This is a genomic window from Dokdonella soli, from assembly GCF_039523175.1.
GTDB classification, from domain to species: domain Bacteria; phylum Pseudomonadota; class Gammaproteobacteria; order Xanthomonadales; family Rhodanobacteraceae; genus Dokdonella_A; species Dokdonella_A soli.
Map to the genome: position 1 here is coordinate 558689 of NZ_BAAAEU010000024.1, position 25584 is coordinate 584272.

The window sequence follows — 25584 nt, forward strand, 5'->3', positions numbered from 1 at the left end:
GGAAGACGACGGAATGACGGAAGCTAGCCATCGACGGGCCGGCTCGCGGTCGCCGTGTCGGGCGGGGCCTGGATCGTGTAGCCGACACCACGAACCGTCTGGATCAGCGGCACGGCAAAATCCTTGTCCACCTTGTTGCGCAGTCGGCTCATCTGCACATCGATCACGTTGGTTTCGGGATCGAAGTGGTAGCCCCATACCGCCGCCAGCAGCATCTTGCGCGTCACGACCTCGCCCTGGTGACGCACCAGATATTCCAGCAGCAAATACTCCCGCGGCTGCAGCGCAATGAGCTTGCGATCGCGGAACACGCGTCGAGTACGCGGATCAAGCTGCAGGTCTGCCACGGTCATCCGTTCGGTGTCGTTGCGATGAGTGGCACGCCGAGTCAGCGCCTCGATGCGGGCCAGCAATTCGTCGAACGCAAACGGCTTGGTCAGGTAGTCGTCGCAGCCTCCGCGCAGACCGCGAACGCGTTCGTCGAGGCTGCTCAGCGCGCTCAGTACCAACACCGGGGTCGCGTCGTCGCGCGCGCGCAGCGCAGCGAGAATATCGAGCCCATCGACGCCGCCGGGCAGCATCCGGTCGAGCACGATCACGTCCCACTGCCCTTCAATGGCCTGAGTCAGTCCCGTCTTGCCATCATGGCAAGCTTCCACCGTGCAGCCGGAACGCTGCAGGCCGTCGCGGATGAAGCGCGCTGTGGGCTTGTCGTCCTCGATCAGTAGGCATCGCATGGGCATGAACCCTCGCATCGGGCCATCGAGCTTTTCAAAACCCGGCCTCGATGGCCCGATGCGATGAACGGCCGCATCGCGTTGGTCATCTCACTGCCAAGGCTCGATTGAGCCATCGTCAGTCGACACCGCGTTGCCACTCGGAACGCGCCCGGAGGCGGATCGCTGCGGTGAAGGCGCGGATTCTCGAGTCCGATGCGCCAACTCTCTGCTGCTCTTACGGAGAACTGCCATCGAATCCGTCGTGAAAGATGTCGTCGTTAAGACCGGGTTGTGAACCGTACTCATAGGCGCCGAGATCGGGCGCACGACCCCATATGCGCGCATAGCCGCGCTGGTCAGTTGGCGGCAAGTTGCTGCCGCTCGCGACGGCGACGTCGATGGCGGGGCTGCCCGTTTGCGGTGCCATCGTCGGAGTAGGGCCGCCGTTGTTGGTCAAGGCGAGCAGTAGCGGATCGGCAGTCAACCAGCCGTTGGGTAGCGCCGACGCGTTGTTCAGACGGGTCGCTGTCCTCACCAGATTGACGCCACCACTCATCACGCTGGCGACGCTGTGATTCGTCAAACCGCCGGCCACTTGCGCTGGCTGGTCGCTGACGAGATCGTGGGAGCCGTTGCTACTGTTCGCGAGAACGCTGTTGGACAAATTCAGCATGGCCGCATGGCTGCCGGTGTAACCCGGGGTTCCTGGTGTCGTGCTGTCGCCGTTGTAGGCCAGGCTGTAGATCGCGCCGCCATCGGCAAACCCGTTTGCAGCGCTTGCGCCGGCACTGACGGCATTGCCCGCGAGGGTCGAAAACGCCACGTTGACCGTGCCATTGAGATTGAAGATGGCACCGCCGTAGCCGCTGCCGCCCCCGCCGTTGGGTGCGCCATTTCCGCCCGCGGCTGTGTTTCCGGTCAGCGTGCAATTGACGAGCGATACCGAGCCGTAGTGGTTGAAGATCGCGCCGCCAAAGCCTCCGCCACCCCCGCCACCTCCGCCACCGGCGGCTCCTCCGCCGAAACCGCCCGCTGCGCCACCTCCAACGCCGCCGCCCCCGCCACCGAACCCACCGTTGCCGCCTACCGCACCACCACCTGCACCAAAGCCGCCACCGCCACCAACGATGCCGTAACCGCCGCCGCCGCCGCCGACACCGCCGCCCGCGTTACCACTAGCGCCGCTACCAAAACTGGCGCCACCTGAAGTGGCGCCGCCGAAACCACCGCCGCCGTCATCGCCTAAAGCCGAGCCGGATTCGCCACCGCCGCCGCCGCCATCACCGCCGGCGCCGCTGGCGAAGCCGGTGCCACCTGCCCCCCCCATCCCATTCGGCCGACCGCCACCGCCCCCCCCGGCACTCGAGGTTCCGAGGTTGCCGGGCTCCCCACTGCCAAACGGGACCGGGCCTCCCATACCTCCGCCATCGCCGCTGCCCGTACCATCGGAAGCCATGCCGCCGCCGCCGGTGAAGCCGGAGGTACCGCTGCCGCTGCCCCCACGAGCCACATTGCCGGTCAGCGTAACCGCGTTCAAATTCAGCGTGCCTTGATTGAAGATGGCTCCGCCCATGCCGGCACCACTGCCGCCCGTCTGACTACTGCCGCCCTGTTGGACGCCGCCCATGAGCGTTAGGTTGTGCAGCGTGAGGCTCCCCGCACCCGGGGTGTTGTAGCCGGGGGTCGCGGGAGCCGAACCTGTGGTTGACGGATTGGCACCGACAAAGAAGAAGCGCAAACGGGTCGTGCCGTTCGCGATCTGATACGTCGCACCATTGCCTTCGATCGTGATGTTGCTCGCGATCGGCGGCAAGGCATTGGGCCCGTACCAGTAGTTGTCGGCTGTGCCGTAGGACAGTACGGAATTCGGGGCAAGCGTGATGACATTCGCGCCGCTCGTTGCGCTCGCGCTGCAACTGCCGGTCGTAGTGGTCGCCGATTCTCCCAGTGCGGGGGCGGCGTTGTTGGCCAGATTTGCCGCAAGTATGGCCTGTGCCAGGGTGCAGTTCGCGTGATCGACCGCGATCGTGCCTGCCAGCGCAGGGAGCGAACCCGCCATCAGAAACACGGCCAACGTGCAGAGCGAATTCCCGCCCAATCGAGACATGACTGGATACCCCTTCTTGAATTGATCCGTTGTGTTGAGCCGTTCGATTTCTACTCCCGACTATCGCTCGTAGGGAACGTTCGCGCTGCGACACAAGTCGGAATAACGCCGGAAAGACTACGACGCAAATAGAAGTGAACACAGAATACCGCCAATGACGACAATCGCCAGCGGCCGGCGCCGACGTCGAACGCCATCGGCAGGGAGGCGGGCGGCGCGACAGACGTAGTCTGAAGGCCGAGGCCGCCTTTCTCGTGTGCTGCCGGCGTAGTTGTGTGAAACGGCCTTCGAATCGCGCTTCAGTAGACGCGGATGCCGAGAGCGTGCACGATCCAGCAGCGCAATTGGAACTCACGATCAACGACGCAAGTGACGTCTCCGGACGAAGCGAGGCGGTCTTGCTGTCGAACGGCAAGGTGATCATTGCTGGAGTTGGGGTGGCCAGCAATGCGCCGCTCACGACTACAGACTCACGACCCGGCGAGCGTTGGCGGCGGCGGTTTCCTGATTTCTGAAATCCGAATCGTCCAGGCGTAGGCACCGACGGTCTGTTTTCTGACCGCCGCAGGAATCCCGATGGCGGTTCCCTTGCCTTCTCGCCGCCACGACAGCGGGGCTGGGGAACCGAGTATTCGCATCGTCGCGTTCTTCGCCGGGATTACGCCATTGAGGATGATCGTGGCCGGCAGTTGCTGTTCTTCGTTTCCGGCGGGGTAGATCGCATACACCGTGCCGTCCTTCAGCGCCGTGAAACGCAGCTTGCCCTCCCTGTACGGTGCGATCGGGCGGCTCGCATAAATGGCCTCGCCGTTCGTCTTCATCCATGCGCCGACCTCGCGCATGCGTTGCAACGCAACTGCCGGCAGTTCGCCGTTCGCATCCGGGCCGACATTGAGCAGGAAATTGCCGCCCTTGGCGACGACATCCACCAGCAGGTGGACGATCTCGCGCGCAGACTTGTAGTTGTCGCCGGGTTTGTACGACCAGGAGTCCCCCAGCGTCATGCAGGTTTCCCACGGATAGGGCAGTTCGGTCTCGGGGACCTTCTGCTCAGGCGTGCGATAGTTTTCGTAGCGTCCGCCGACCGCGCGGTCGACGATGATCAGGCCGGGTTGATTGTGTCGCACGGCGCTGGCGAGGCCCGGCATGTCGATGTCCTGCGGCCACGTCGCTTCGCCACTGCCGGCGCGCGCGTCCGGATGGCTGCGCGGATTCACCCAGCCCGCATCGAGCCAGAGAATGTCCAGCGGGCCATATTGTGAGGTCAACTCGCCGATCTGCCTGTGGGTGAAATCGACGAAGCGCTGCCAGCGCTCGGGGTATTTGCGTGTGTCGTAATTCACATTGCGATCAGGCGTCGCCCACTCCGGCGCCCAGTAATCGGGATGATGCCAATCCGCCTTGGAAAAATAGGCACCGATGCCGAAGCCCTGCGCACGAAAGGCGCCGAAGACCTCCTGGGTGATGTTCGCACGCGGATTCGTGTGAAACGGCACGTTGGCCGCGGTGATGCGGTAGTCGGTCTGTTTCGTGTCGAACATCGAAAATCCGTCGTGGTGCTTGGTCGTGAACACGACGTAGCGCATGCCGGCGTCTTTCGCTGCGCGTGCCCACTTCGCCGGATCGAACCGGGTCGGGTTGAACGTCGTCGGCAGCTGTTCGTATTTCTTCTTGTAGTCGACGTAGCTGATGCCTTTCGGCCGCTCGCACCACGGCACGTCCTCGGAGCAGATCGACCAGGATTCGACGATGCCCCATTGGCTGTATGGCCCCCAATGCATCATGAAACCGAATTTCCAGTCCTGCCACTGATCGAGCTTCTTCAGCACCAGCGGGTCGGTTTCAGGAACGTACGCGTCCTGTTGTGCCCCAGCCAACGGCGCTGCCGTGAGCGTCAGCATGATGGAAAGCCACAATGCGCGAGTCGCGTTCATCCGTTGCTCTCGATCGCCTTCACTTCCTCGCGAAACAGATCAACCGGCCCGTCCAGCAGCAAGGCCAGTATCGTGACTTGCGGGTCGAGCGTGTCCGCGGGTACATCGATGTACAACAAGCCGGGCACCTTGCTCCAGTACGCCTTGCCGACCACCACGGTCGCCAGCTTGGTACCGTTGCCGACCACGCGCGCGCGCAGCACCTTGTTCTTGAGCCCCTTCACCAGCACCGGGCCGCTCGGTTTGCCGTCGACGAATAGGTATAGCGTCGTCTTGTCCTTCGACAGCGCGCTGTCGCCGTAGTAATAGTCTTTCGGAATACCGGCCTCGGTCGCATAGATCGCCTCCTGATGCTTGGCGGTCCAGCGGCCGATTTCCTTGAGGATCTTCACCTGCTCGTCGGGAATGGTTCCGTCCGCGCGCGGACCGATATCGAGCAGCAGATTGCCACCCATGCTGATCGTGTCAGCCAGAATGCGGATCAGCTGGTTCGGCGTCTTGTAGGCGTGATCGTGGGGCTGGTAGCCCCACGAATCATTCATGGTCATGCACAGTTCCCAGTACTTTGCGTCGGGGCGCACGATCGGCACACCCTGCTCCGGGGTCGCATAGTCGCCATGACCGACCAGGCGTGAGTTCAGGATCGCATTCGGATTGCGCGCTAGAAGCAGCTTGCGCGTATCGTCGGCGTGCCACTCCACGGCGCTGTGTTCCCAATCGCCATCGAACCAGTACAGGTCCGGGTTGTAACGCTGTGCGATTTCCTGAAGCTGACCCTGGTAGTAGTCAACGAAGCGATTCCAGCGCACTGGATCGTTCGAGTAGCGCGTCAGCGTTTTCGTCATTGCCGGGTAGTCCGGGTACGACCAGTCGATCAGCGAGTAGTACAGGCCGACCTTGAGATCATCCTTGCGCAACGCGTCGACGAACGGCTTGACCAGATCACGATGCGCGGGGGTATCCCTTGCGACGTTGATGCCCTGCTTCGAATCCCACAACGCGACGCCGTCGTGGTGCTTGCCGGTCAGCACCGCGTAGCGCGCCGCTCTGCTTGATCAGGTCGGCCCACGCCTGTGCGTCGTAGTTCTTCGCCGTGAAACCCTTGAGTTGCTTCATGTAGTCATCGCGCGAGAGGTAGCCGTTGAAGAACGACCACGACTCGTCGATGCCGTCGACCGCGTAAATGCCCCAGTGAATGAACACACCGAACTTCGCGTCCGCAAACCATTGCATGCGTGCGTCGGTCGACGCCGCGGGCTCCGCCGCTTGTGTGGCGAAACCGCATGCGATTCCAAGCAGCAACAGACCCAATATGCGTTTCATGCGCGCTCTGCGGGCTACCTATTGCGGCTTGCCGGAATTCGCGCTTCGCCGCAGGGGATGCGCCTCGGTATTGAACACGACGCGATCGAAATCCAACGTCTTCGACGGCGCGAACAGCAAGTAGAAGTACTTGAACGTTTCAGCAAACACGAAACTTTCCATCTCGTCCTTCTTCTGCCCGTCGATCACGCTCTGCAAGGCCGCGTAGCCGATATCCGCGTGGCAGCAACGCACGAAATCCTCGAACAATTCCTTACCCTCGCGGCGATAGCGCGCGTCGCCGCTGATGTGCCACAAGTAGTAGGTGGATTCGACGATTTCCGGGCGCAGCACATAGCTTGCATCCTTGACCTGCATCGTTGCATAGTCGATGGATTCGGGCTCGACGTGATGCAATCGCCACATCGCCATCGACGAGGCCTGCAGCCTGCGCGCGCGCGGCAAGTCACCGCTGAATGCGAGCAGGGCCGGAAAGAACGCATCCAATGCGCCGTACTGAGCCGCCGTTCGCTTGCCGGACTTCATGTCCGCGTGGCCATACCAGAGTTCGCCGCGCACGGTGTCCGCGAGATGGCGGTTGATCGCGGCGATGCTGGTTTGCCACATGCGATGGCAATCCTCGTCGCCGAACAGCTTCCAACACTTCCACAAATACTCGTAATAGGAATCGATGCCGCCGCCGATATGACTCTCCGGATCGGTCCATGCGCCCGTTTCGATGTCGATCGCGGAGCCGACCAGATCGAGTTTCGAGCGGTGATTGAAGGTTTCGACCAGCGCGCGTTTCGCCTTGTCGTAGTAGATCGGCTTGCCGGTGAGTCGGGCGAGCGTGCCGAATTCGAGCAGCAAACTGCCTGTCTCGGCGGGATTGCTGATCTTCCCGCGCACCGCACCGGTGCGCAGGTTGACTTCGGTGTACGGCAACCCGGTCTTCGACTCGAACGCCGGCAGCAGGCGCGTGCCGAGATCGTCGGCGAGTTTGAGCAGCCGTTCGTCGTGGGTGAGCTGATACCCGGAGAGCAGACCGCCGAGCAAGCGGATCGTGATCTCGAAATTCTTGATGTAGATATCTTGATCGAAACGGAGCCCGGTCACGATCAACTCGCGCGCCTGCGCGGCCTCTTCGTCGAGCCCCATCAGGATCAGGGTGTCGAGTGCATCGACGGGCGTCATCAGCAGCGATTGCGCGTACCAGTCGTGCGCGCCGCGACTCAGCGGCTTCAGCGCATCGCGGCCCTTCGCGTACTGCATATAACCACGCCACGCATGCTGCGTCTCGGCTTTGACCTGCCGCGCGATGCCTGCTGCCTCGGCGTCGCTGAAATCGGCGGCGTGAAGCGCGGATGTCGACACGAGCGCGATCAGCGCAAACAGGATCCGCATGGGCTGCTCAATCGACATCACCCCTCTCCCTTCAATCGCCGTACGACGTTCAGCACCTCGTAGCACGCGCCCATCGTGTGATAGTCGGTCTTGCCGGCAGGACTCTTCTCGTCGCTGTACTTGCGATTGTCGGCATCGAGGATGCGATACCACGCGCCGTATTGGTGATCGACGAAGTGCCGCCAGGAATACGCCCAGAGCTTGTCGTACCAATCCCAGTAGCGCGCTTCGCCGGTGCGCGCAGCCAGCAAGGCGGCTGCGGCCAGCGATTCGGCTTGCACCCAGAAATACTTGTCGTCGTCGCAGATGTATTGAGACGTCCGGCCAGGGACGGCCGGGCTTTTGGATCCGCTCAACGTTTCATCAGCGAAGCCGTAGTACATCCCACCGCGTCGGGTGTCCCAGGAACGCTCCAATGCGACATCGAACAGGCGTTGCGCGGTCGGCACCAGCCAGTCCGCCTTCACGTGACGTTCGAGGATCACCAGCAGCTTGGCCCATTCGGTCTGGTGACCGGGCTGGAATCCCCACGGACGGAACAGATGCCTGGGATTGTCGCGGTTGTAGTTCCAATCGACATTCCAGTCGATGTCGTAGTGTTCCCAAACCAGGCCACCAGCCTTGGCGGCCTGGCGACGCGTCATCGTGTCGGCAAGTGCGAGCGCACGCTCGAGATAGCGGCGATCGCCGCCGGCCTCGAACGCCGCCAGCATCGCCTCGCACATGTGCATGTTCGCGTTCTGGCCGCGATAGGCGGAGAAGTTCCATTCCACGTCGGCCTCGTCGCGGTAAAGGCCGGCAGCGGAATCCCAGAAACGCTGTTCGAGCAAGTCCCAGGTTTCGGCCATCCAACCGCGCGCTTCCTCGATGCCGGCTTTCAATGCCGTCGAATACGCGAGCAGGACGAACGCCACGCCGTAGCAATGGTTCGTCGGATCCTCCACTTTTCCGTCCTGCAAGGTCCAGGCATAGCCGCCGGCCGCGTTACGATGCACATCGCGCAGATAGCGCAGGCCGTGCCTTGCAGCATCGAGATAGTCCTGCTTGCCGAACTCGCGGAACGCCATCGCATAGTCGAAGATGAAGCGCGTGCTGCTGACCAGATGGCGATGGCCGGCGTTGTATACCGAACCGTCGTCGCGGAAATAATGAAAAAATCCGCCAGCCGCGTCGATTGCGCGCGGATGGTAGAACGCCATCGTCTGCGCGACGTGGGCGCGCAGGAAATCCACCGAACGGAAATCGACCGGCAGGCTCGAATCGCGCGTGTCAGGCAGCGTGCTCATATTGTTCCCGCAGCAGTTGTTCGACTTCAGCAAGCGCGGGCATCGCCGCGAACGCGCCATGCCGCGTCACGGTCAGCCCGCCGACTGCGGCGGCAAAACGCAGCGCACCCTCGAACGCGCCCGCATCACGCACAAAGACAGGCAGACCCTCGCCATCGACGCCATGCTCGGCCAACCGGTACAGCAGGCCACCGACGAAAGCGTCGCCGGCCGCGGTCGTGTCGAGCGCGCGTACGCGAAAGCTCGGAACCTGACCCGCGGCATCGCGCGTGAACCAGCGGATCGGTGCCGCGCCATCGGTGATGATCACCGCCTTCGCCCGCCCTTCCCACAGTCGCGTCATGACAGTGCGCTCGTCACCCAGCGGCCCGGCGACATAATCGAGTTCGGCGCGCGCGAGCTTGATCAGATCCGCCACCATCAGCACGTCCCACAGGCGCGGATGCGGATCGATACCTTGTGGCCACAGAGCCGGGCGCAGGTTCATGTCGAAACTGACCAGCGCGCCGGCGTCACGTGCACGGGCGATGCCTTGCAAGGTCGTCGCAGCGATCGCGTCTTCGGTCAAGCTGTTGGAGCACACATGGAATGCGCCGGTATCGGCGAAGCATTCGGGCTGGAAGTGCTCGGCGCGGAACAGCAGATCGGCGGCCGGCGGCCGGTAGAAACTGAAACTGCGTTCGCCCTCGGGATCCAGCGCAACGAAAGCGAGTGCCGTCTTCGCCGCCACGGTGCGTGCGCTGCAACCGGTGCCGACACCGGCCGCACGCAGGCTCTCCAGCAGGAAGTCGCCGAACATGTCGGCTCCCAGCATGCCGACGAAATCGGCGCGGCCGCCGAGCCGCGCGACCGCGACCGCTACGTTCGCCGGCGCGCCGCCCGCATACTGCAGGAACGCACGCGGCTCCCCGGGTGCCTGCGCGGGCTGCGCGAGAAAATCGATCAGTGCTTCGCCGAAGCAGACAATCCGTTGCATGGTTGCGTCCTTCGATGGGCCCGTTACGCGATCGACGCCGCTGGCGCACCAACGCGCGAACCCCGCAGGCCGTACCAGACGATGTAGGCATAGCACAGCGCCGGCAGGACGAATGCGTACTGCAGCGCCGTGGTCTCGTTGCCAACATCTGCCTGCAGGAAATCGACCAGATGCCCTTGCAGAAACGGAATCACCGCACCGCCGAAGATCGCCATCACCAGCAAGCTGGATGCCTTCGGGGTGAGCGGGCCAAGCCTGTCGATGACCAGCGTGAAAATCGTCGGGAACATGATCGAATTGAAGAAGCCGATCACGATCACGCTCCACATCGCAAACTCGCCACTGCTGAAAATGGTGGCAAGCAACAGCGCGATGTTGATCGTGGCATAGGCACCCAGCATCCGCCGCGGATTCAGCTTGAGCAGCAGCGCTGCGCCGACGAAACGCCCGGTCATCGCGCAGCCCCAATACAGGGATACGTAGAAACCGACGTCGGCCTTCGCGATCGCGCCGATATCGGGTCGCATGGCGTAACTTGCGAGGAAGCTGCCGATCGTGACCTCGGCACCGACATAAAGGAAAATCGCCAGCACACCCCAGCGCACATGCTTGTGGCGCAGGACTTCGATGAAGGTGTGGCGCTGCGGATCGGCCTTCTCGGTTGCCTCGCCATGCGCCGGCAGGCGGAACAGATAGACAGCCACCGCGAGCGCGATCAGCGCGAGTGCGACGCCGAGGTACAACGGCTGCACGGTTTGCGCGCGTTGCGCCGCCGGCAGCGCGGCGAGTTCGGTGACAGTGAGATGCGTTGTGGTGAAAATCAGCGCACCGCCCACGGCCGGACCGATCGTGTGCCCGACCGAGTTGATCGCCTGCGCGAAGTTGAGGCGGCTCGCCGCATGCTGTGGCGCACCGAGCAGGCTGACGTAGGGATTCGCCGATACCTGTAGCAGCACGATCCCGGTTGCGAGGATGAACAATGCCGGCAGGAAGAGGTTGTACGCGCCGATCTGTGCGGCCGGCAGGATCAGCAAGGCTCCGCCGCCGGCCACGAGCAGGCCGATGACGATGCCGAACTTGTAGCCCACGTGCGCGACCACACGCCCCGCCGGCACCGCCATCACCAGGTAGGCGCCGAAGAAGCAGAACTGGATCAGCATCGACTGGCGATAGTTCAGCGAGAACACTGACTTCAGATGCGGAATCAGCACGTCATTGAGCTCGGTGATGAAACCCCACATGAAGAAAATCGCCGTCATCGCGATCAGCGCAACGCGAGCGTTCATCGTGCGTCGAGAGCCAGCGGAGACATCGATCGCGATGGGTTTGCTCATTGGACTGACCTGGTGACGTGATTCGTTACGCACGCGGCGATCCGCGCGCCGGGATGGTTGCCGTATGAGCCATTCATGACGGCGGCGCCCCGCTGCTGCCGCGCACGACCAGTTGCACGGGTGCGACGACCTGCCGGGTGGGCGCATCGCGATCGCGCACGCGTTGCAGCAGCAGTTCCGCCGCCTGGCGCCCGCGTGCGCGCGGCTCGACCGCGATCGTGGTCAGCGGCGGAGTGGTCTGTGCGGCTTCCGGAATGTCGTCGAACCCGGTCAGTGCGAAGTCCAACCCGGGTCGCACGCCGCGCGCGATCAAGCCCAGTTTCAGGCCCAACGCGACGTTGTCGTTGTAGCAGACCGCTGCGGTCGGCGCGCGCGCGTGAGCGAACAGTTCGACAGTCCGTTGCGAGGCCTCCACGCGAGTCGGCGCACTTTCGATCAGCCAACGCGGATCGGGCGGAATGCCGGCCGCGATCATTGCGTCGGCATAGCCTTGCCGGCGTTGCTGACAGGAACTCGAGTCCGCGTGGCCGCCAAAGAAAGCGATGCGGCGATGGCCCCTCGCCAGCAGATGCTCGGTGGCGAGCCAGGCACCGCGACGATTGTCCAGCGCGAGGAAATCGTACCCTGCGCCGGGCAGTTCGCGGTTGAATACCAGTACCGCGGTATGCGGACCGAGCAGACGTTGCAAACGCTCGCCGTCACTGTGTTCAGCCGGCGAAAGAATCACGCCGGCCGGGCTGTGCTCCATCAGCGAAGCCAGCAGGGTCTCCTGACGCGCCGGCGACTCGCCCGTGCTGCCGAGCAGGGTCACATAGCCCTCGCCGACCAATGCCTCATCAACGCCCATCGCGAATTCGGCGAAGAACGGATTGGACAGGTCGTTGATCACCAGCGCGACGCTGGAAGAGGTGCGGCGCCGCAGGTTCGCGGCGCCGCGGTTGTAGACATAGCCCTGGCGCTTGAGTTCGAGCTCGACCCGGTTGCGGGTTTCTGCGTGCACGAGCGGACTGCCGCGCAGCACCAGCGACACCGTCGCACGCGATACCCCGCTGGCGCGGGCGATATCGTTGACGGTCACAGCGCGTCGCGGTGGTGGCTGTTGAGTCTCTGTCATGCGTGACGAGTGTCTTTATGCAGTTAATTGGATAATTGGATCGATCTAATCATGCGTTGGGTAGCTGGTCAACCATTCGCTGATCGCAACCCTCACGGCTGGCATGGGCCGCGTGAGCACACGCTCGCCATGCGTTACGGTTCGTCGTCTTCACGGTTCTCATCGGCTTTCCGCACAGGGCGATCGCGGTGCAGCGCCAACGGCCGTGCCCCAACCTTGCGTGGGCGGCGCTTCCGTGAGCTTGAACGCGATCGAGCCTCCAACGCGCAGATGCTGCCAATCCACCCACACCTGTTCGTGTGCGGCGGCGTCGATCGTCAGGCCCTGGATATATTGCAGTTTGCGGCCATCGGCGCCCGGCGCTGCGATGCGCAAACTGTGGCCGTTTCCGAGATCGATATCGATGCGTTCGAAGCGCGGCGTATGCAACAGCAATTGCCCGCTGCCCGGTACCGCAGGAAATACGCCAATGGCGGAGAACAGGTACCAGGCCGACATCGTACCGAGGTCGTCGTTGCCGGTTACGCCATCGGGCGCATTCGTGAACAGCGCTTGTGCGGCCCGCAGTACGGTCGCGGTTTTCGACGGTTGACCGACCAGCGTATACATCCACGGGCTGTGCAGATCGGGCTCGTTGTTGGGGTTGTAGCGGAATTGATTGTAGTAATCGTAGGGACCCACCACCCATTGCTTGCGCGCAGCGTGCAGCGGGTCCTTGACCAGTTCGTCGTAGGCGAAGAAGGCGTCGAGCCTTCTGCCCGCGCTCTCGCGTCCACCCATTGCCTCGATCATCCCCTGCGCGTCCTGCTGCACCAGCCATTGATATTGCCAGGCCGTACCTTCGTGAAAGCCATGGTTCGAGCGCGGGCTGTAGGCGCCATCGGGTGCAACGTACCAGCTGCCATCGGTGAGCCTGGGTCGCGGGAAGCCCTTGAAACCGAGTTCCTTGTCGACGACGCCGGGATCCCAGACCTTGCGCCAATTACGGCCGCGCTCGCGCAACGTCGCCGCATCGCTCTTTTCGCCGATCGCATCGGCCATCTGCGCGAGCGCGCAATCGGCCAACGCGTATTCCAGTGTCGCCGAGCCACCGTGATGCGGATCGACGTCCATGCTTTTGGCCGGAAAGCTGCGGTCGTACTGCACGAAGCCGCGGCTCAGATAGCTTTCGTTGCCGGCACGCCCGCTGCTGCGTGACAGGGCCGGCGGCACACCGAACGCGTTCTGGCGCAGCGCCGCGTAAGCCTGCCGCTCGCGGCCTTCAAGCGCGCCAAACCGCCACAGGTCGACCAGAAACGGCGTCACCGGATCGCCGGTCATTACGTTGGTTTCGAAGTTGGCGTAGCTCCAGCGCGGCAGCCAACCCCCTTGCTGCTGAATCATCAGCACTGAATTGGCGATGTCGCGTGCACGCTGCGGCCGCAGCATCGCCAGCAGTTGATTCTGCGCGCGATAGATATCCCACAACGAAAAGTATTCGTAGTAGGTCCAGCCGTCGGCGCGATGGACCTGGGTGTCATAACCGCGATAGCGACCATCGGCATCGCTGCCGGTGAGCGGTTGCAGCAGCGAGTGATAGAGGGCGGTATAGAACACCGCGCGGTCATCCGCATTGCCACCGGCGATGCGGACCGAGTTCAACTCCTTGCGCCACACCTCCTGCGCGCGCGTCCGCATCGCATCGAAGCTCTGCAGCTTGCCGTTGCGCATGCCGTCTGCACGCAGATTGTTGCGCGCGCCTTCGGCGTCGACATGCGAGATTGCGCTGATCGCGGTGATGGCGCGGCCGTCCTTCAGGTCGAAGGTGAACCAGGCCCCGTGTGGGCGCCCGTCGCCCTGTTGGCTCTCTACACGCGAAGACGGCGTACCGCCCTCCTCGTCCCAGGTGCCGAATGCACTGAACGGTCGGTCGAATTCCATGCGGAACCAGGTAACGTATTGCTGGCCGCCGCAAAAACTCTTGGTCAGGATCCTGCCTTCGACGGCGCGATCGCCGACCACCTGCACACTGCTGCCGATCACCCAATGGCGCTCGTTGGCCTGCCCGGCATTGACGAGGATGTGCCCTTGCTTTTCACCCGCGGCAAACGTGTAGCGCTCGGCCGCTGCACGCGTCAGCGCGGTCGCTTCCGCGTCGATGCCGCCCTGGTTATGACCAGGAGCCGCTGTCAAATGCACCTTGTAGTAGCCGGCTTCGCCGATCTCGCCTGCGTGCGTGTAAGCCGCCGAATAGTTCTTTTGATCGAAACGGTCCGCCTTTTTGATGTCGAACGTGCCGCCGGGTCCGATCGCGCCCGTTACCGGCAACACCGACAGTTGTCCGCCCTGCTCCCAGCAGCCAGCGCCGGAAATGAAGGAATGACCGAAGCCGCGGATTTTCGGATCGTCGTAGCGCCATCCCGCGTAGTGCTCGCCGATGGGGCTGACCTGGATCAAACCAAACGGTGCCGAGGCGCCCGGAAACGTGTTGCCATCGTCCTTGGTACCGATGAACGTGTTGACCTGCTTCGGCAGATCAGATGGCGCGGTTGTTTCCTGCGCGCGTGCAAACGGCGAGCACGCGGCGCATGCGAGTGCGAGGACCAGCGCGCGAGCAAGATTCATGGTCATTGAGATGTTCCCGTGATCGGATCGAAGGATCGGACGGCGTCGTGCAAATCGCGCACATGCAACTCGCGTTCGATGGTCGCGAGCGCTTCGCTGGAAGCAAGACGCAACGCAACCGTCTCGCCAGGCAGCAGTGTCAATGCATTGACTTCGAGTTCGACATCGAGGTCGCCACTGTCGATCCAGACCTCGCGTGCGAACCGCTTCGCGCTGACCAGCAGGCGATAGCCTGCGTCCTCGCGGAGCAGGCTCGTGCGCAGTTCCGGATCCGGCAACGCGAGGTTCTTCGCGGCATCGAAATACACGAACTGGCGCGACACGCTGCTGCCGCCGACGATCAGCTCGAATACCGCGACCATGCGCCGCGGATCTGCGCCGCCCAGCAAGTGGGCATCGTCATAGTCCGCCACCAACGCGCTCGACAACGGCGGCAAGATGGCTTCATGTCGTTCATCGCGCACAACCTTGCCATCGAAATCGATCACGCGCAGACGCCACGCGGCCGCGGTCGGCGTCATGCGATCGGAGACCAGGGTGACATGGGTCCGCCCCTTGTTGCGGATCGGCGCAATCAGCAACGGTGCGTAGAAACGGCGCGCATGGAAAGCCAGCGCCTTGCGCCGGCCGTAGTAGTCGATCGACGACCACGACGCGCCCGGCCAGACGTCGTTGAGCTGCCAGTACAGCGAACCCATCGAACGCGGACGTTCGCTGCGCAGGTGCGTGGCGGCCAGCTCAATGCCTTCGGCCTGCATGACCTGACTCAGGTAGACGAATGATTCGAAATCCTTCGGCGCGCCGTAGTTGTCGCCTATGTACTTGAGAATGCGCGCGTTGCCCTTGCCGCCATCGTACTTCTGATGCGCCGTGATGACCGGCGAGTCGATACGCAGCTCATCGGGCCCGGCGAACGCGCGCACGCTGCGCATCACCGGCAGCGATTGCAGCCCGTACTCGGACATGAAGCGCGGCGACGTATCCAGATAGTGCTCGACCGGTTCGCCGCTCCACACTGCCCAGGAATGTCGGTCGCCATCGTCATCGACATCGACTTCACCCTGGAGATTCGTGCCGGGCGAACTCGACCAGTACGGCACGTCGCCATGATAACGCGCCGCCAGCGCCGGCAATTCGTCGCCGAACAGTTTGCGGTAGCCGGCCCAGACCTGCGCGGCACGCTCGGGCGCGCCCTTCTTGAAGGTCTGGCGATCGCCCCAGCCTTTCCAGCTGGTTTCGATTTCGTTGTTGCCGCACCAGAGCGCGATGCTCGGGTGATCGCGCAGGCGCGTGAGCTGGTCGATCGCTTCGGCGCGCACATTGGCGCGGAACGCCGGGTCGTCCGCCGGCGGAATCGCGCCACCGAACATGAAGTCCTGCCACAGCAGCAGGCCGAGTTCGTCGGCGAGATCATAGAGATCATCGGATTCGTAGTAGCCGCCGCCCCATAACCGCAGCATGTTCATGTTGTCTTCGCGCGCAGCGCGCAACACCTGCGCGTGCTGCGCGCGCGTGACGCGGCTGGCGAAACTGTCGAACGGAATCACATTGGCGCCCTTGGCGAACACCGGGATGCCGTTGACGACGAAGGCCATGCTGCGGCCCCAGCCGTCTTTTTCGCGCCGCAGCTCGATGCTGCGCAAACCGGTGCGACGAGTGACGGCCACGTCGCCGAGCCGGGCGTCGAACGTGTACAAGGCCTGCTCGCCATAGCCGGCCGGGAACCAGCGGCGCGGCTGCTCGATGCGCAACGGCATTCGCACCACGTTGTGCCCAGCCTTCAGCGTGACCTGTTGCGTGAATGCGGCGCTACGCTTGCCGTCTGGACCGCGGTAGTCGAGTGCGAGTTCGACAGCGCGTGCGGCGTCGGCATCGACGTCGAGTTCCGCCTCGAGCTGCGCCGCGCCGGCCGCTACGCTGTCCTGCTTGATGTGAAAGTCGTCGATGCGAAACCCGTCCCAGGCTTCGAGCTTCACCGGTCGCCAGATGCCCGCGGTGACATAGCGCGGACCCCAATCCCAGCCATACTGGTAGTTCGCCTTGCGCACGTAGTTGTCGGTATGCACATCCGGCGGTTCGTCGCCGAACGCTGAACTGTACGCACCGGGCAAGCGCTGTGACGGCGGAATCGCCTGCACGATCGGCAGCAAGCGGTGGATTGGCGAATGCAGCACCACGCGCAATTCGTTGCCGCGCGCTTTCAGATGAGCCTTCGCAGGCACACGCCAGCGGCGGTGCATATTGTCGGCGGACAGCAGACCTTTGCCGTTGAGCGTCACCTCCGCGTACGTGTCCAGCCCCTCGAAGATAAGGTCCAGATGACGGCGCCGCAGCGTTTCTGCGCCAAGATCGAAATGCGCGCGGTATTCCCAATCGGCCAGACCGATCCACTGCAAGCCCGCCTCGGCGCTGCCTCTGTCGGGATCGGGAATCAGGCTCGCGGCGAGCAGGTCGGTGTGGACTTCGCCAGGAACGCTTGCCGGCATCCAGTCGCGCATCTGCGGATGCTGCGCGGCCTGCGCATCACCGGGCAGCAGGCGGAATTGCCAGTGTTCGTGCAGGGTACGCGTCGTCGGCGCTGCGGCGTTCGCGACGGCGCCGAACAACAGCATCAACGCACATGCGGGACCGAACGTCGCGCGCGTCATGCCGGATCCCACAGGCCGGTCTTCGCGACGGCGCCCGCTCGCAAACCAGACAGCGTGTGCGGTGTTTGCATCTGCATTCAGCGCACGACGACTTCGTCAGCGAAGATCCACGCTTCACCGCCCGCGCCATCGTGTCCGGTGGGCAGCTCCCCGTATTTGCGCGCCTCGACGCGGACGAAGCGCGCGTTGATCGGCTTTGCGGATACGAACTCCAGCTTGCGGACAAAGGTCTTCGGGTCACCTGAATCCGCGTCTATCCGCTCGACCTGCAGTCGCGTCCAGGCCTGGCCGTCGGTCGAAGCAAGGAATGTCACGCGCCTGGGCAGCAGGATCCACGAGCCGCTTTGCTGCAAGAAGTTGACCGCGATCGATGTGAACGACACGGGTCGTTGCAAATCGATCGTCGCTCCGAGATCGACACCCTGCCAACCCACCCAGGTGCCGTCATGGAAATCGGTGCTGCCGAGGATGCCATCCGCCAGCGCTCCCGCGGTGCCGTGATAGCGGCCGGACGGCGGATTCGCATAGCTCACCGGCTTGCCCAAGGCCTTGTTGTCGACCAGGGCGACAATCTGCGTCGGCAGTACTTGCCGGGCGTTGCGGAACGGCGCGACTTTGAGCTTAGCGGGGGCATGCAGGTCCAACACGTCGGCGAACGCGGGCGAATCCTGCGCCGGCTCGCTGCCATCGGTCGTGTAGTGCAGCTGGATGTCGTCGAAACCGCGTGCGGCACGGATGCGCCAGCGCGTGTGCGCAGCATTGAAGCTGAGCTGATAGTCGACAAGGTTCTTGCCTTCCGGACCGTAGGCAATCTGGCGCGCGTTCATCCAACGGTAGTGCTGCTGCAGGCGCCGCTTGAAATCGGCGTAGTCATGCGCGTCCGCATTCCACAGGCGTTCGGCGAACGCCTGAAGGCGCGGATACAGCATCGCCTCGGCATTGAGCGGCGTGATGTACTCGGTCCACAACGGCGCCTCGGCGCCGAGGATCCGTTCACGATGCTCGGCATAGATCGAATCGGCGAATGCGTCGGTACGATAGACGTCTTCGAGCGTGAACGCCTCGATCGGCTGATCGAGATAGAACGGGCCCGCACTGATCAGGCGATTGCCATTGAGCAGCGCTTTCCTCGCTTCGTCATCGCCACGCCACATTTCCACGATCGCGCTCTTGTCCGCGCCGCCCTCAAGGATTTCGTCCCAGCCGATCAGCGTCTTGCCCTTGCTCGCGAGATAGCGCTGGATGCGCTTGACGAAATAGCTTTGTAGCTCGCCGGCGTCCTGCAGGTGCTCATCACGCATGCGCTGCCGGCACGACGGGCAATCGCTCCAACTGTCCTTGGGCACTTCGTCGCCGCCGATGTGCACGTAGGGCGCCGGGAACAGCGCGACGACTTCGTCGAGCACGTCTTGCAGGAATGCGAAGGTGCCTTCGTAGCCGACGCAGTACACCCCCGCCTTCATGACACCGAAGGCCGCGGGCACGTCGATGGGCCGCTTGCCGCACGACAATTCCGGATAAGCCGCCAGTGCGGCGGAGGAATGCCCCGGCATCTCGATTTCCGGGATCACCATGATGTTGCGCAGACGCGCATACTCGACGACGTCGCGGATCTGCTCCTGCGTGTAGAAACCGCCGTAGCGGCTGCCGTCGCTCTCGATGCGCCAGGCGCCGACTTCAGTGAGCCTGGGATACTTCTTGATCTCGATCCGCCAGCCCTGGTCTTCGGTCAAGTGCCAGCGGAACGTGTTGATCTTGTAGTAGCTCAGCAGGTCAATCTGTTTCTTGACGAACTCGACCGGGAAGAAATGCCGTCCGACATCGAACATCTGGCCGCGGTAGCTGAACTGCGGCGCGTCCTCGATGTCGATAGCGGGAATTTCCACCCGCTCCGCCTTCTGCACCGGCAACAATTGGCGCAGTGTCTGCACGCCCCAAAACAGGCCGCGCATGCTCGACGCTGCGATGACGACACCGTCGCGCGCTACGCGGAGGCGGTAGGCTTCTTCACCTTTTACTTCGGGATCGACCCGCAGCTCGATCTGGCCATGGCCGCTGCCATGTCCACGAGTCAAGGCAATGCCGGTCTCCTGCTCGATCGTTTCCTGCGCGAACGTGGCGATTTCCTGCGCGCGTGCTTCGCCAGGCGCGACGATCGCGCTGTGTCGATCCAGCACGAAATAGCCGTCACCGACGGTCGCTCTCAGCGGCTTGGGGATCAGCGACACCTGCGCATGTGCGCAGACGCTCACGAGCAGGACAAGACCGGCCAACAGGAAATGGATGCGCCGGCGGGCAATCCGAATCACGGCACCGTTCCGCTTGTACCTTGACCAGGTTCGCACGCATCCATTCGTCGTGGGCCCAGGGATGCTCGATGCCCTCGCAAGCCGAAATAGAGGATGTACAGGTAGCACGGCACCATCAGCAGCGCGAATACGAACTGGAAGTCGTGCGTCTGTTTGAGCACCGCGAATAATTGCGGAATCAGCGCACCGCCGCAGATACCCATGATCAACAACGCGGAACCGCGCTCGATCAGGCGCCCGAGGCCTTGGATCGCGAGCGGGAAGATCGCCGGCCACATCATCGCATTGGCGAAGCCGAGCGCAGCGACGAAACCAACTGAGACATAACCTTTGGTCACCAGCGCGCCAAGTGTAAGCACAATGCCGAGCACCGCCGACAGCGCAAGGTAGCGCTGCTGCGATATCCAGCGCGGAATCGCCAGGAAGCCCGTGACATAGCCGACCAGCATGCTGCCCAGCGTAAGCGAGGTGAAGAATTTCGCTTCGTCGAGCGGAATATTGAAACTGCGCCCGTAGGTGCCGATCGCATCACCCGCCATCACCTCGGCGCCGACGTAGACGAAGATCGCGAGCGCGCCCAACCACACATGTGGGAATTTCAACAAGCTTGTCTGCTGCCGATCGACCGCCGCCGTACCGCCAGCGCGCTCGGCGCGCAGATCCGGCAGTGGCGAGAACAGAATGCCGGCGCCGAGCACGACCAGCACGCCGGCCATCGCGAGGTACGGTGCATGGATGCTCGCGGCGAAGCGGGTCAGCAATTGCGCCTTGCCGGCGGCGTCAGACGCAGCCACCTTGTCGGCGATATCGCCCATCCCGTGCAGCACCAGCGTACCGAGCAGGATCGGCGCGAGAATGCCGGCGATCTTGTTGCAGATGCCCATCACCGCGATGCGTTGCGCTGCGCTTTCAATCGGGCCGAGGATGCTGATGTAGGGATTGGCCGCGGTTTGCAGCAGCGCCAACCCCGCGCCGATCGCGAACAACCCGGCGAGCGCACCCGGATACCAGCGTTGCGTGCAGAACTCGCCGAACGCAAACGCGCCGCCAGCCATCACCCACAACCCCAGCGCCATGCCCTTCTTCATGCCGGTGCGATCGAGGAGCCACGACGCCGGCAACGCCCAGACGAAATACGAAAGATAAAACACGAACGTGACCAGGAACGCATTCACCACATCGAGTTCGAACGCGAGCTGCACGAACGAGATCAATGGGCCGTTGATCCAGGTGAACCAGCCCATGATGAAGAACAATGTGCCGATGATCGCGATCGACGCAAGGTAGCTGCGTGGCGGGGCGTTCGTTGTGTTCATCGGCGAATTCCCCCGTGAATGGTCCCGGCTTTTCCCGCCTGCCAAAAAAAGCCCGGCTTGACGCCGGGCTATCGACGTTGGAAACAGCAATCAGCGGAACCTGTAAACGAACTCCAGCGAATAGGCACGACCGATCTGGTTGTACAGGTTATCCCAGGTATACGAGTAGTCGAGCTTGTAAGGATCCTGCACATCGGCCTTGTCGAACACGTCCGTCACGTACAGATTCAGCTTCGCGTCGTCGGTGACCTGGTAGCCGAGGCCGAAATTCCAGAAAATCGCCGGCGCGCCGCGCAGCCGGACGCGTCCGTTGCTCAGATGCGTCAGCGGGTCCACGCAGCCGTTCGGATCGGTGCCCGATTCGCCATAGGGCGGAATGAAACCGTCCGAGAGCGGAATACAGTTCAAGTAGTGCGCGCTGCGCAAACCGCCCGTGCGCGTGCCGAGCACGGTCGCATTCCAGCGGCCGTACTGCCAGTCGACCGAACCACGCACGCGGCTGCGGACGTGATCGTCGCGTTCGTTGCGCCATGGATCACCGGGATGTGACGAGGTTTCGTATTTTGTCGACAGCGTGTAGTTCAGCCCCAAGGTGAAGTTGCCGTAGCGTGCGGTCTCGAGCGCATACTTCAGCGAGGCGTCGATGCCGGCATTGCGTTGACCACCCTTGTTGATCGGACCTTGCTCCACCGAAACGAGCGCATTGCTGGTGGGATTGCGATGGATGCGCGTGTGGACGAACGCGCAGTCGCTGGGTGTCGGCACATAGCCGGCGCTGGTCGACCCGCCGAACGCACAGGCGCGTTCGATCGCAAGTTCGTCTTGCGCGCTGATGTCCTGGATGAGGTTCTTGAGATAGATGTACCAGTAGTCCACCGTGATCGAGAGATTGTCCCGCGCATTCCAGACGAACCCGTAGGTGAAGGAATGCCCTTTCTCGTAGTCCAGATGGGTCGAGCCTTGGCGAGTCACCAATGCGTCGTGCGTGTATTGGGTCTGGAAGCCGCAATCCGGATAGGCGCCCTTCAACTGACACAGGTAGTCGTCTTCGACGCGATTCGTCTGTGAACTGGCGAGCGCATACGTGTAGTGCATGTCCGGCGCACGGAAGCTGGTCGCATAGGTGCCGCGCAGCAGCAGACTGTCGACCGGCCGGTACTCCAGGCCCGCCATGTAGCTCACGTTGCTCGCATTCTTGACCGCTTTGTAGCTGTCCCAACGCGCGCCGACACTGGCGGTCAAGGTGCTCAGCAGCGGCACACGGAATTCCGTGCCCACGGCATAACGGCTGCGGCTGCCGCCGCCTTGATCGACGAAACCGAGATCGTCATTGGCACCGAAGTCGCCGTTCACGAGACGCATATCGGGACTCAATTTGTAGCCTTGCCTGGCGGCTTCGACTTCGGCCGCCCATCCAATCGGCCCGGCCCAGCCCTGGAACAGTTCGCCGGTGACGCTCGCGTTCGCCTGGTTCACCCAGGATTTCGCCTCGTTGACCGCATGCGTGGCGATGCTCGCGAACTGAGCGGGCGTCAGTGGGTTCCACCAGCGCTGCTGGTCGAGCTTGTAGATCGGCGTACCGTCGGGGGTCGTGCCGAGGTTTGGGCCGAGGAAGAACTGATTGACCGGACCCGGCAAGAGCTGCAAGTAGCTCTCGTGCGTCTTGTCCTGCGAACGGCCGATCGACGCTTCCCAGTCGAAACGATCGTCGAACAGCTTGCCTTTCAAGCCGACCGCGAAATCGATGTAACGATCGCGCGTGTGATTGCGATAGTCATCGCGACTTCCCACCTCTCGCGGCGTGAAGACTCGAATGGCGCTGGTTACGTTCCTGCCGTTGGGATGGGTCGCATCCGTCATCCCCGGATCAAACCAGGTGCCATCGTTCAGCATATCGACGAACGGCGCATCGGTCTGATGGGTCGTCTTGGTCTCGTAGACGGCCAGACTCCCCCATGCCTGCAGGCTGTCGCTGAAATTCCAGGTGCCGTAAAGATTGCCCAGCTGATTGTTGTTGCCGTTGTCGAGCGTGTTGGCGCCGAAATCATTCAGCTGGCCGCATTGGTAGCCGCGGTCCTTGATCGTGCCTTGGCCGAGCCCGGTGCGGGTGTAGTTTTGCCGGTGAAACAAATTGAAACCGCTGAATTGGTCGCAGGTCGCGGCACCGTTGGGTGGGGCGATGCGCATGCCCGTGTCATTGTCGATGAGACGGATGCCGATACCCTCCTGGATGCCGATTGCGCGATCGGAGTCATTCTGGATCGTCCTCGGCTTGTCGAGGCTCGAGTTCATGAATGGCCGGTCATCACCCATGATCGGCTGGCGGCGGAAATTCTCGAATGAATAGGTCAGGCTCCAGTTGTCGCCTGTCTTGCCGCCTACCCAGGAAAAATCGTTGAAACTGCCGCCGCCGCGCTCGGTGCCGCCAACGCGTGCGGAGAACTGATCACCTTCATAGTTCTTCTTCAGAATGATGTTGATGACGCCCGCGACCGCATCGGAACCGTAGATGGCTGATGCGCCGGTGGCGAGGATTTCGATGCGGTCGATCGCCGCTGCCGGAATATTGCCGTAGTTGGAGAAGTTGCTCTGCCCGCCGCTCGGTTCCGGGTAATCCGCAACGCGACGGCCGTTGACCAGCAGCAGGCTGCGACCAGCGCCAAAGAAGCGCAGTTCCAACGGTTTCGCACCCGGGGTACGCGATCCGTACAGTACGTCGGGCTGGGGGTTGGGCGCGAATTGGGTCATCGACTGCAGGGCGTCGGCAACCGTCGAAAAGCCTTGCCGCTTGATGTCGTCGGCGGTGATGGTGACGACCGGCGCCGCACCTTCGACCTCGACGCGCCGGATGCGCGAACCGGTGACCAGGATCGTCCGCAGTTGCGCGGATTCTTCCTTCTTGTCCGACTTCTTGTTGGCGGGCGGCGTGGGCGCTGCCTGCTGATCCTGAGATTCGGCGGTGGACTGCGCCAGCGCGGCCATCGGGGCCAGCAGGGCGAGTGAGAGCGCGCTCGCGAGCGCGCTACGTTGGAACGTTGAATTGGTCATCGGGCCCCCTCCGAATTGCGACAAGTTGGTTGCAGGCTGCCAGCGGCCATGGCTGGCGCTTTTAGATCGATCCAATGGATCGATCCATACGATATGGTGAATCGCTGATCTGTGCATCCTGCGCTGCAGCACATCGGATCTGTACGCTCGTCCGCCGCCGCGCACGCTCAAGGTCGGAGCCGGCAGCACCAGGAGAGCAAAAGCATGAATATGTGATATATGCCACGGAATTAGAACGATCTAATTCTCAGTGCGAGCCCTTTTGTCAACAATGAACTGGCGAGGCTTATGGTGGGGCTCGCGGCGGAGGATCGACGCCTGCAACAGCATCATTGCCCTCGTTGCGCAAGGCGGTCGTCGCAAACAGCACCCCGACGCCGCTTTCATCACCGTGGCAACACAGGATCGACACGCTCGGTAACGACATTCCGCCCCCCAAAGGCATCGCACATATGAACACCCGCAGAAGCTTTCTCATGACATCGATATTGGCCGCGTCGACTCTGGCCTTGCCGCTACGCGCGCGGGCGACCAATGGCGGCGGCAGCGCCAAGGTGATCTCGACCTGGGATTTCGGTGTCGCCGCCAATCAGGCGGCCTGGACGGTGCTGTCACGCGGCGGCAGCGTGCTGGATGCCGTGGAGGCTGGCGCGCGCGTACCCGAGGCGGATCTCGCCAATCACAGCGTCGGCAAGGGCGGCTATCCGGACCGCGACGGCATCGTGACGCTGGATGCCAGCATCATGGACGGCGATGGCCGCTGCGGTGCGGTTGCGGCCCTCGAACACATCGCACACCCGATCTCGGTTGCGCGCCGGGTCATGGAACAGACACCGCACGTATTGCTGGTTGGCGATGGCGCGCTGCAATTCGCGCTGGAACAGGGCTTCGACAAGGACAACTTGCTGACACCGGAAGCCGAGAAGGCATGGCGCGAATGGCTGAAGACGGCCAAGTATGCGCCGGTGATCAATCGCGAGAATCTCGATTACCGCAAGTCGCTGCCGGGCGGCAAAGACAATCACGACACGCTCGGCCTGCTCGCACTCGACGCCAGCGGCAAGCTCGCCGGCGCGTGCACCACGAGCGGTATGGCGTGGAAGCTGCACGGTCGTGTCGGCGACAGTCCGATCGTGGGGGCGGGCCTGTACGTCGACAATGACGTCGGTGCTGCGACGTCGACCGGCGTTGGCGAGGAAGTGATCCGCAACGCCGGCAGCTTCCTCGTCGTCGAGCTGATGCGGCAAGGACGGGCGCCGCAGCAGGCGTGCGAAGAAGCGGTTCGGCGCATCGTCAAGAAGCATCCCGACGGCGCGAAGAAACTGCAAGTCGGCTTCCTCGCCCTGAGTCGCCATGGCGAAGTCGGCGCGTACGCGATCCAGAAGGGTTTCAGCTATGCCGTTTGCGATGCACAGAAGCGGGATCGCCTGCTGGAATCGCGCAGCGTTTATTCAACGTAGATGCGGCCGATCACGGTGATCGC

Annotated in this window: 14 protein-coding genes and 1 pseudogene; 1 reads left to right on the plus strand and 14 read right to left on the minus strand. The window is 63.0% G+C overall.

Translation table 11 applies throughout. The annotated features are described in order from the left end of the window. Nucleotides 1-23 precede the first annotated feature (23 nt). The 14 genes and pseudogenes from ABD002_RS16445 to ABD002_RS16515 form a co-directional block, all read right to left on the minus strand. Nucleotides 24-755 (minus strand): winged helix-turn-helix domain-containing protein, encoded by a 732-nt coding sequence (locus tag ABD002_RS16445; RefSeq protein WP_343793024.1) that lies wholly within the window; start codon nucleotides 753-755, stop codon nucleotides 24-26. A gap of 199 nt (nucleotides 756-954) precedes the next feature. Then, a complete protein-coding gene (locus ABD002_RS16450; protein WP_343793026.1) occupies nucleotides 955-2778 on the minus strand; it encodes a choice-of-anchor Q domain-containing protein in 1824 nt (607 codons plus the stop codon). Between the two features lie 518 nt (nucleotides 2779-3296). Further along, nucleotides 3297-4760 carry an alpha-L-fucosidase gene (locus ABD002_RS16455; RefSeq protein WP_343793028.1) on the minus strand — a complete coding sequence of 488 codons (1464 nt, stop codon included), beginning with the start codon at nucleotides 4758-4760 and terminating at the stop codon, nucleotides 3297-3299. Continuing rightward, nucleotides 4757-6083 (minus strand): annotated as a pseudogene (locus ABD002_RS16460) (alpha-L-fucosidase). Before ABD002_RS16460 ends, ABD002_RS16455 begins: the two are co-directional and overlap by 4 nt. Nucleotides 6084-6101: 18 nt before the next feature. After that, entirely contained in the window at nucleotides 6102-7466 is a 1365-nt protein-coding gene (locus ABD002_RS16470; RefSeq protein ID WP_343793033.1) for a glycoside hydrolase family 47 protein, read from the minus strand. Between the two features lie 17 nt (nucleotides 7467-7483). Continuing rightward, nucleotides 7484-8752, minus strand: coding sequence for an AGE family epimerase/isomerase (locus tag ABD002_RS16475; protein WP_343793036.1), 1269 nt, complete (start codon nucleotides 8750-8752; stop codon nucleotides 7484-7486). Continuing rightward, the gene (locus tag ABD002_RS16480) at nucleotides 8736-9728 is read right to left on the minus strand and encodes a carbohydrate kinase family protein (RefSeq protein ID WP_343793038.1); all 993 of its coding nucleotides are present in this window, start codon (nucleotides 9726-9728) and stop codon (nucleotides 8736-8738) included. The genes ABD002_RS16475 and ABD002_RS16480 overlap by 17 nt, the downstream gene beginning before the upstream one ends. 23 nt (nucleotides 9729-9751) lie before the next feature. After that, a complete protein-coding gene (locus ABD002_RS16485) occupies nucleotides 9752-11062 on the minus strand; it encodes a sugar MFS transporter (RefSeq protein WP_343793040.1) in 1311 nt (436 codons plus the stop codon). A gap of 73 nt (nucleotides 11063-11135) precedes the next feature. After that, on the minus strand, nucleotides 11136-12176 hold the full coding sequence (locus ABD002_RS16490) for a LacI family DNA-binding transcriptional regulator (protein ID WP_343793042.1): 1041 nt from the start codon (nucleotides 12174-12176) through the stop codon (nucleotides 11136-11138). Nucleotides 12177-12335: 159 nt separating this feature from the next. Further along, the gene (locus tag ABD002_RS16495; protein WP_343793044.1) at nucleotides 12336-14786 is read right to left on the minus strand and encodes a GH92 family glycosyl hydrolase; all 2451 of its coding nucleotides are present in this window, start codon (nucleotides 14784-14786) and stop codon (nucleotides 12336-12338) included. Further along, complete coding sequence (locus tag ABD002_RS16500; RefSeq protein WP_343793046.1) at nucleotides 14783-17428, minus strand: beta-mannosidase; 2646 nt, start codon at nucleotides 17426-17428, stop codon at nucleotides 14783-14785. Before ABD002_RS16500 ends, ABD002_RS16495 begins: the two co-directional genes overlap by 4 nt. Nucleotides 17429-17505: 77 nt before the next feature. Then, the gene (locus ABD002_RS16505) at nucleotides 17506-19737 is read right to left on the minus strand and encodes a glycoside hydrolase family 20 protein (protein ID WP_343793048.1); all 2232 of its coding nucleotides are present in this window, start codon (nucleotides 19735-19737) and stop codon (nucleotides 17506-17508) included. After that, entirely contained in the window at nucleotides 19734-21053 is a 1320-nt protein-coding gene (locus tag ABD002_RS16510; RefSeq protein WP_343793050.1) for a sugar MFS transporter, read from the minus strand. Before ABD002_RS16510 ends, ABD002_RS16505 begins: the two co-directional genes overlap by 4 nt. Before the next feature lie 90 nt (nucleotides 21054-21143). Further along, a complete protein-coding gene (locus tag ABD002_RS16515; RefSeq protein WP_343793052.1) occupies nucleotides 21144-24101 on the minus strand; it encodes a TonB-dependent receptor plug domain-containing protein in 2958 nt (985 codons plus the stop codon). 452 nt (nucleotides 24102-24553) lie between these two features. Between ABD002_RS16515 and ABD002_RS16520 the strand changes: the two genes are divergently transcribed. Then, nucleotides 24554-25561 (plus strand): glycosylasparaginase, encoded by a 1008-nt coding sequence (locus tag ABD002_RS16520; protein WP_379988432.1) that lies wholly within the window; start codon nucleotides 24554-24556, stop codon nucleotides 25559-25561. Nucleotides 25562-25584: the final 23 nt, after the last annotated feature.

What these genes read in the sequence shown, in the direction of transcription:
- ABD002_RS16520 (WP_379988432.1), top strand. Translation starts at nt 24,554, where the DNA reads ATGAACACCCGCAGAAGCTTTCTCATGACATCGATATTGGCCGCGTCG.
- ABD002_RS16455 (WP_343793028.1), bottom strand. Translation starts at nt 4,760, where the DNA reads ATGAACGCGACTCGCGCATTGTGGCTTTCCATCATGCTGACGCTCACG.
- ABD002_RS16480 (WP_343793038.1), bottom strand. Translation starts at nt 9,728, where the DNA reads ATGCAACGGATTGTCTGCTTCGGCGAAGCACTGATCGATTTTCTCGCG.
- ABD002_RS16485 (WP_343793040.1), bottom strand. Translation starts at nt 11,062, where the DNA reads ATGAGCAAACCCATCGCGATCGATGTCTCCGCTGGCTCTCGACGCACG.
- ABD002_RS16490 (WP_343793042.1), bottom strand. Translation starts at nt 12,176, where the DNA reads ATGACAGAGACTCAACAGCCACCACCGCGACGCGCTGTGACCGTCAAC.
- ABD002_RS16445 (WP_343793024.1), bottom strand. Translation starts at nt 755, where the DNA reads ATGCGAGGGTTCATGCCCATGCGATGCCTACTGATCGAGGACGACAAG.
- ABD002_RS16450 (WP_343793026.1), bottom strand. Translation starts at nt 2,778, where the DNA reads ATGGCGGGTTCGCTCCCTGCGCTGGCAGGCACGATCGCGGTCGATCAC.
- ABD002_RS16515 (WP_343793052.1), bottom strand. Translation starts at nt 24,101, where the DNA reads ATGACCAATTCAACGTTCCAACGTAGCGCGCTCGCGAGCGCGCTCTCA.
- ABD002_RS16500 (WP_343793046.1), bottom strand. Translation starts at nt 17,428, where the DNA reads ATGACGCGCGCGACGTTCGGTCCCGCATGTGCGTTGATGCTGTTGTTC.
- ABD002_RS16470 (WP_343793033.1), bottom strand. Translation starts at nt 7,466, where the DNA reads ATGCGGATCCTGTTTGCGCTGATCGCGCTCGTGTCGACATCCGCGCTT.
- ABD002_RS16495 (WP_343793044.1), bottom strand. Translation starts at nt 14,786, where the DNA reads ATGACCATGAATCTTGCTCGCGCGCTGGTCCTCGCACTCGCATGCGCC.
- ABD002_RS16510 (WP_343793050.1), bottom strand. Translation starts at nt 21,053, where the DNA reads ATGAACACAACGAACGCCCCGCCACGCAGCTACCTTGCGTCGATCGCG.
- ABD002_RS16475 (WP_343793036.1), bottom strand. Translation starts at nt 8,752, where the DNA reads ATGAGCACGCTGCCTGACACGCGCGATTCGAGCCTGCCGGTCGATTTC.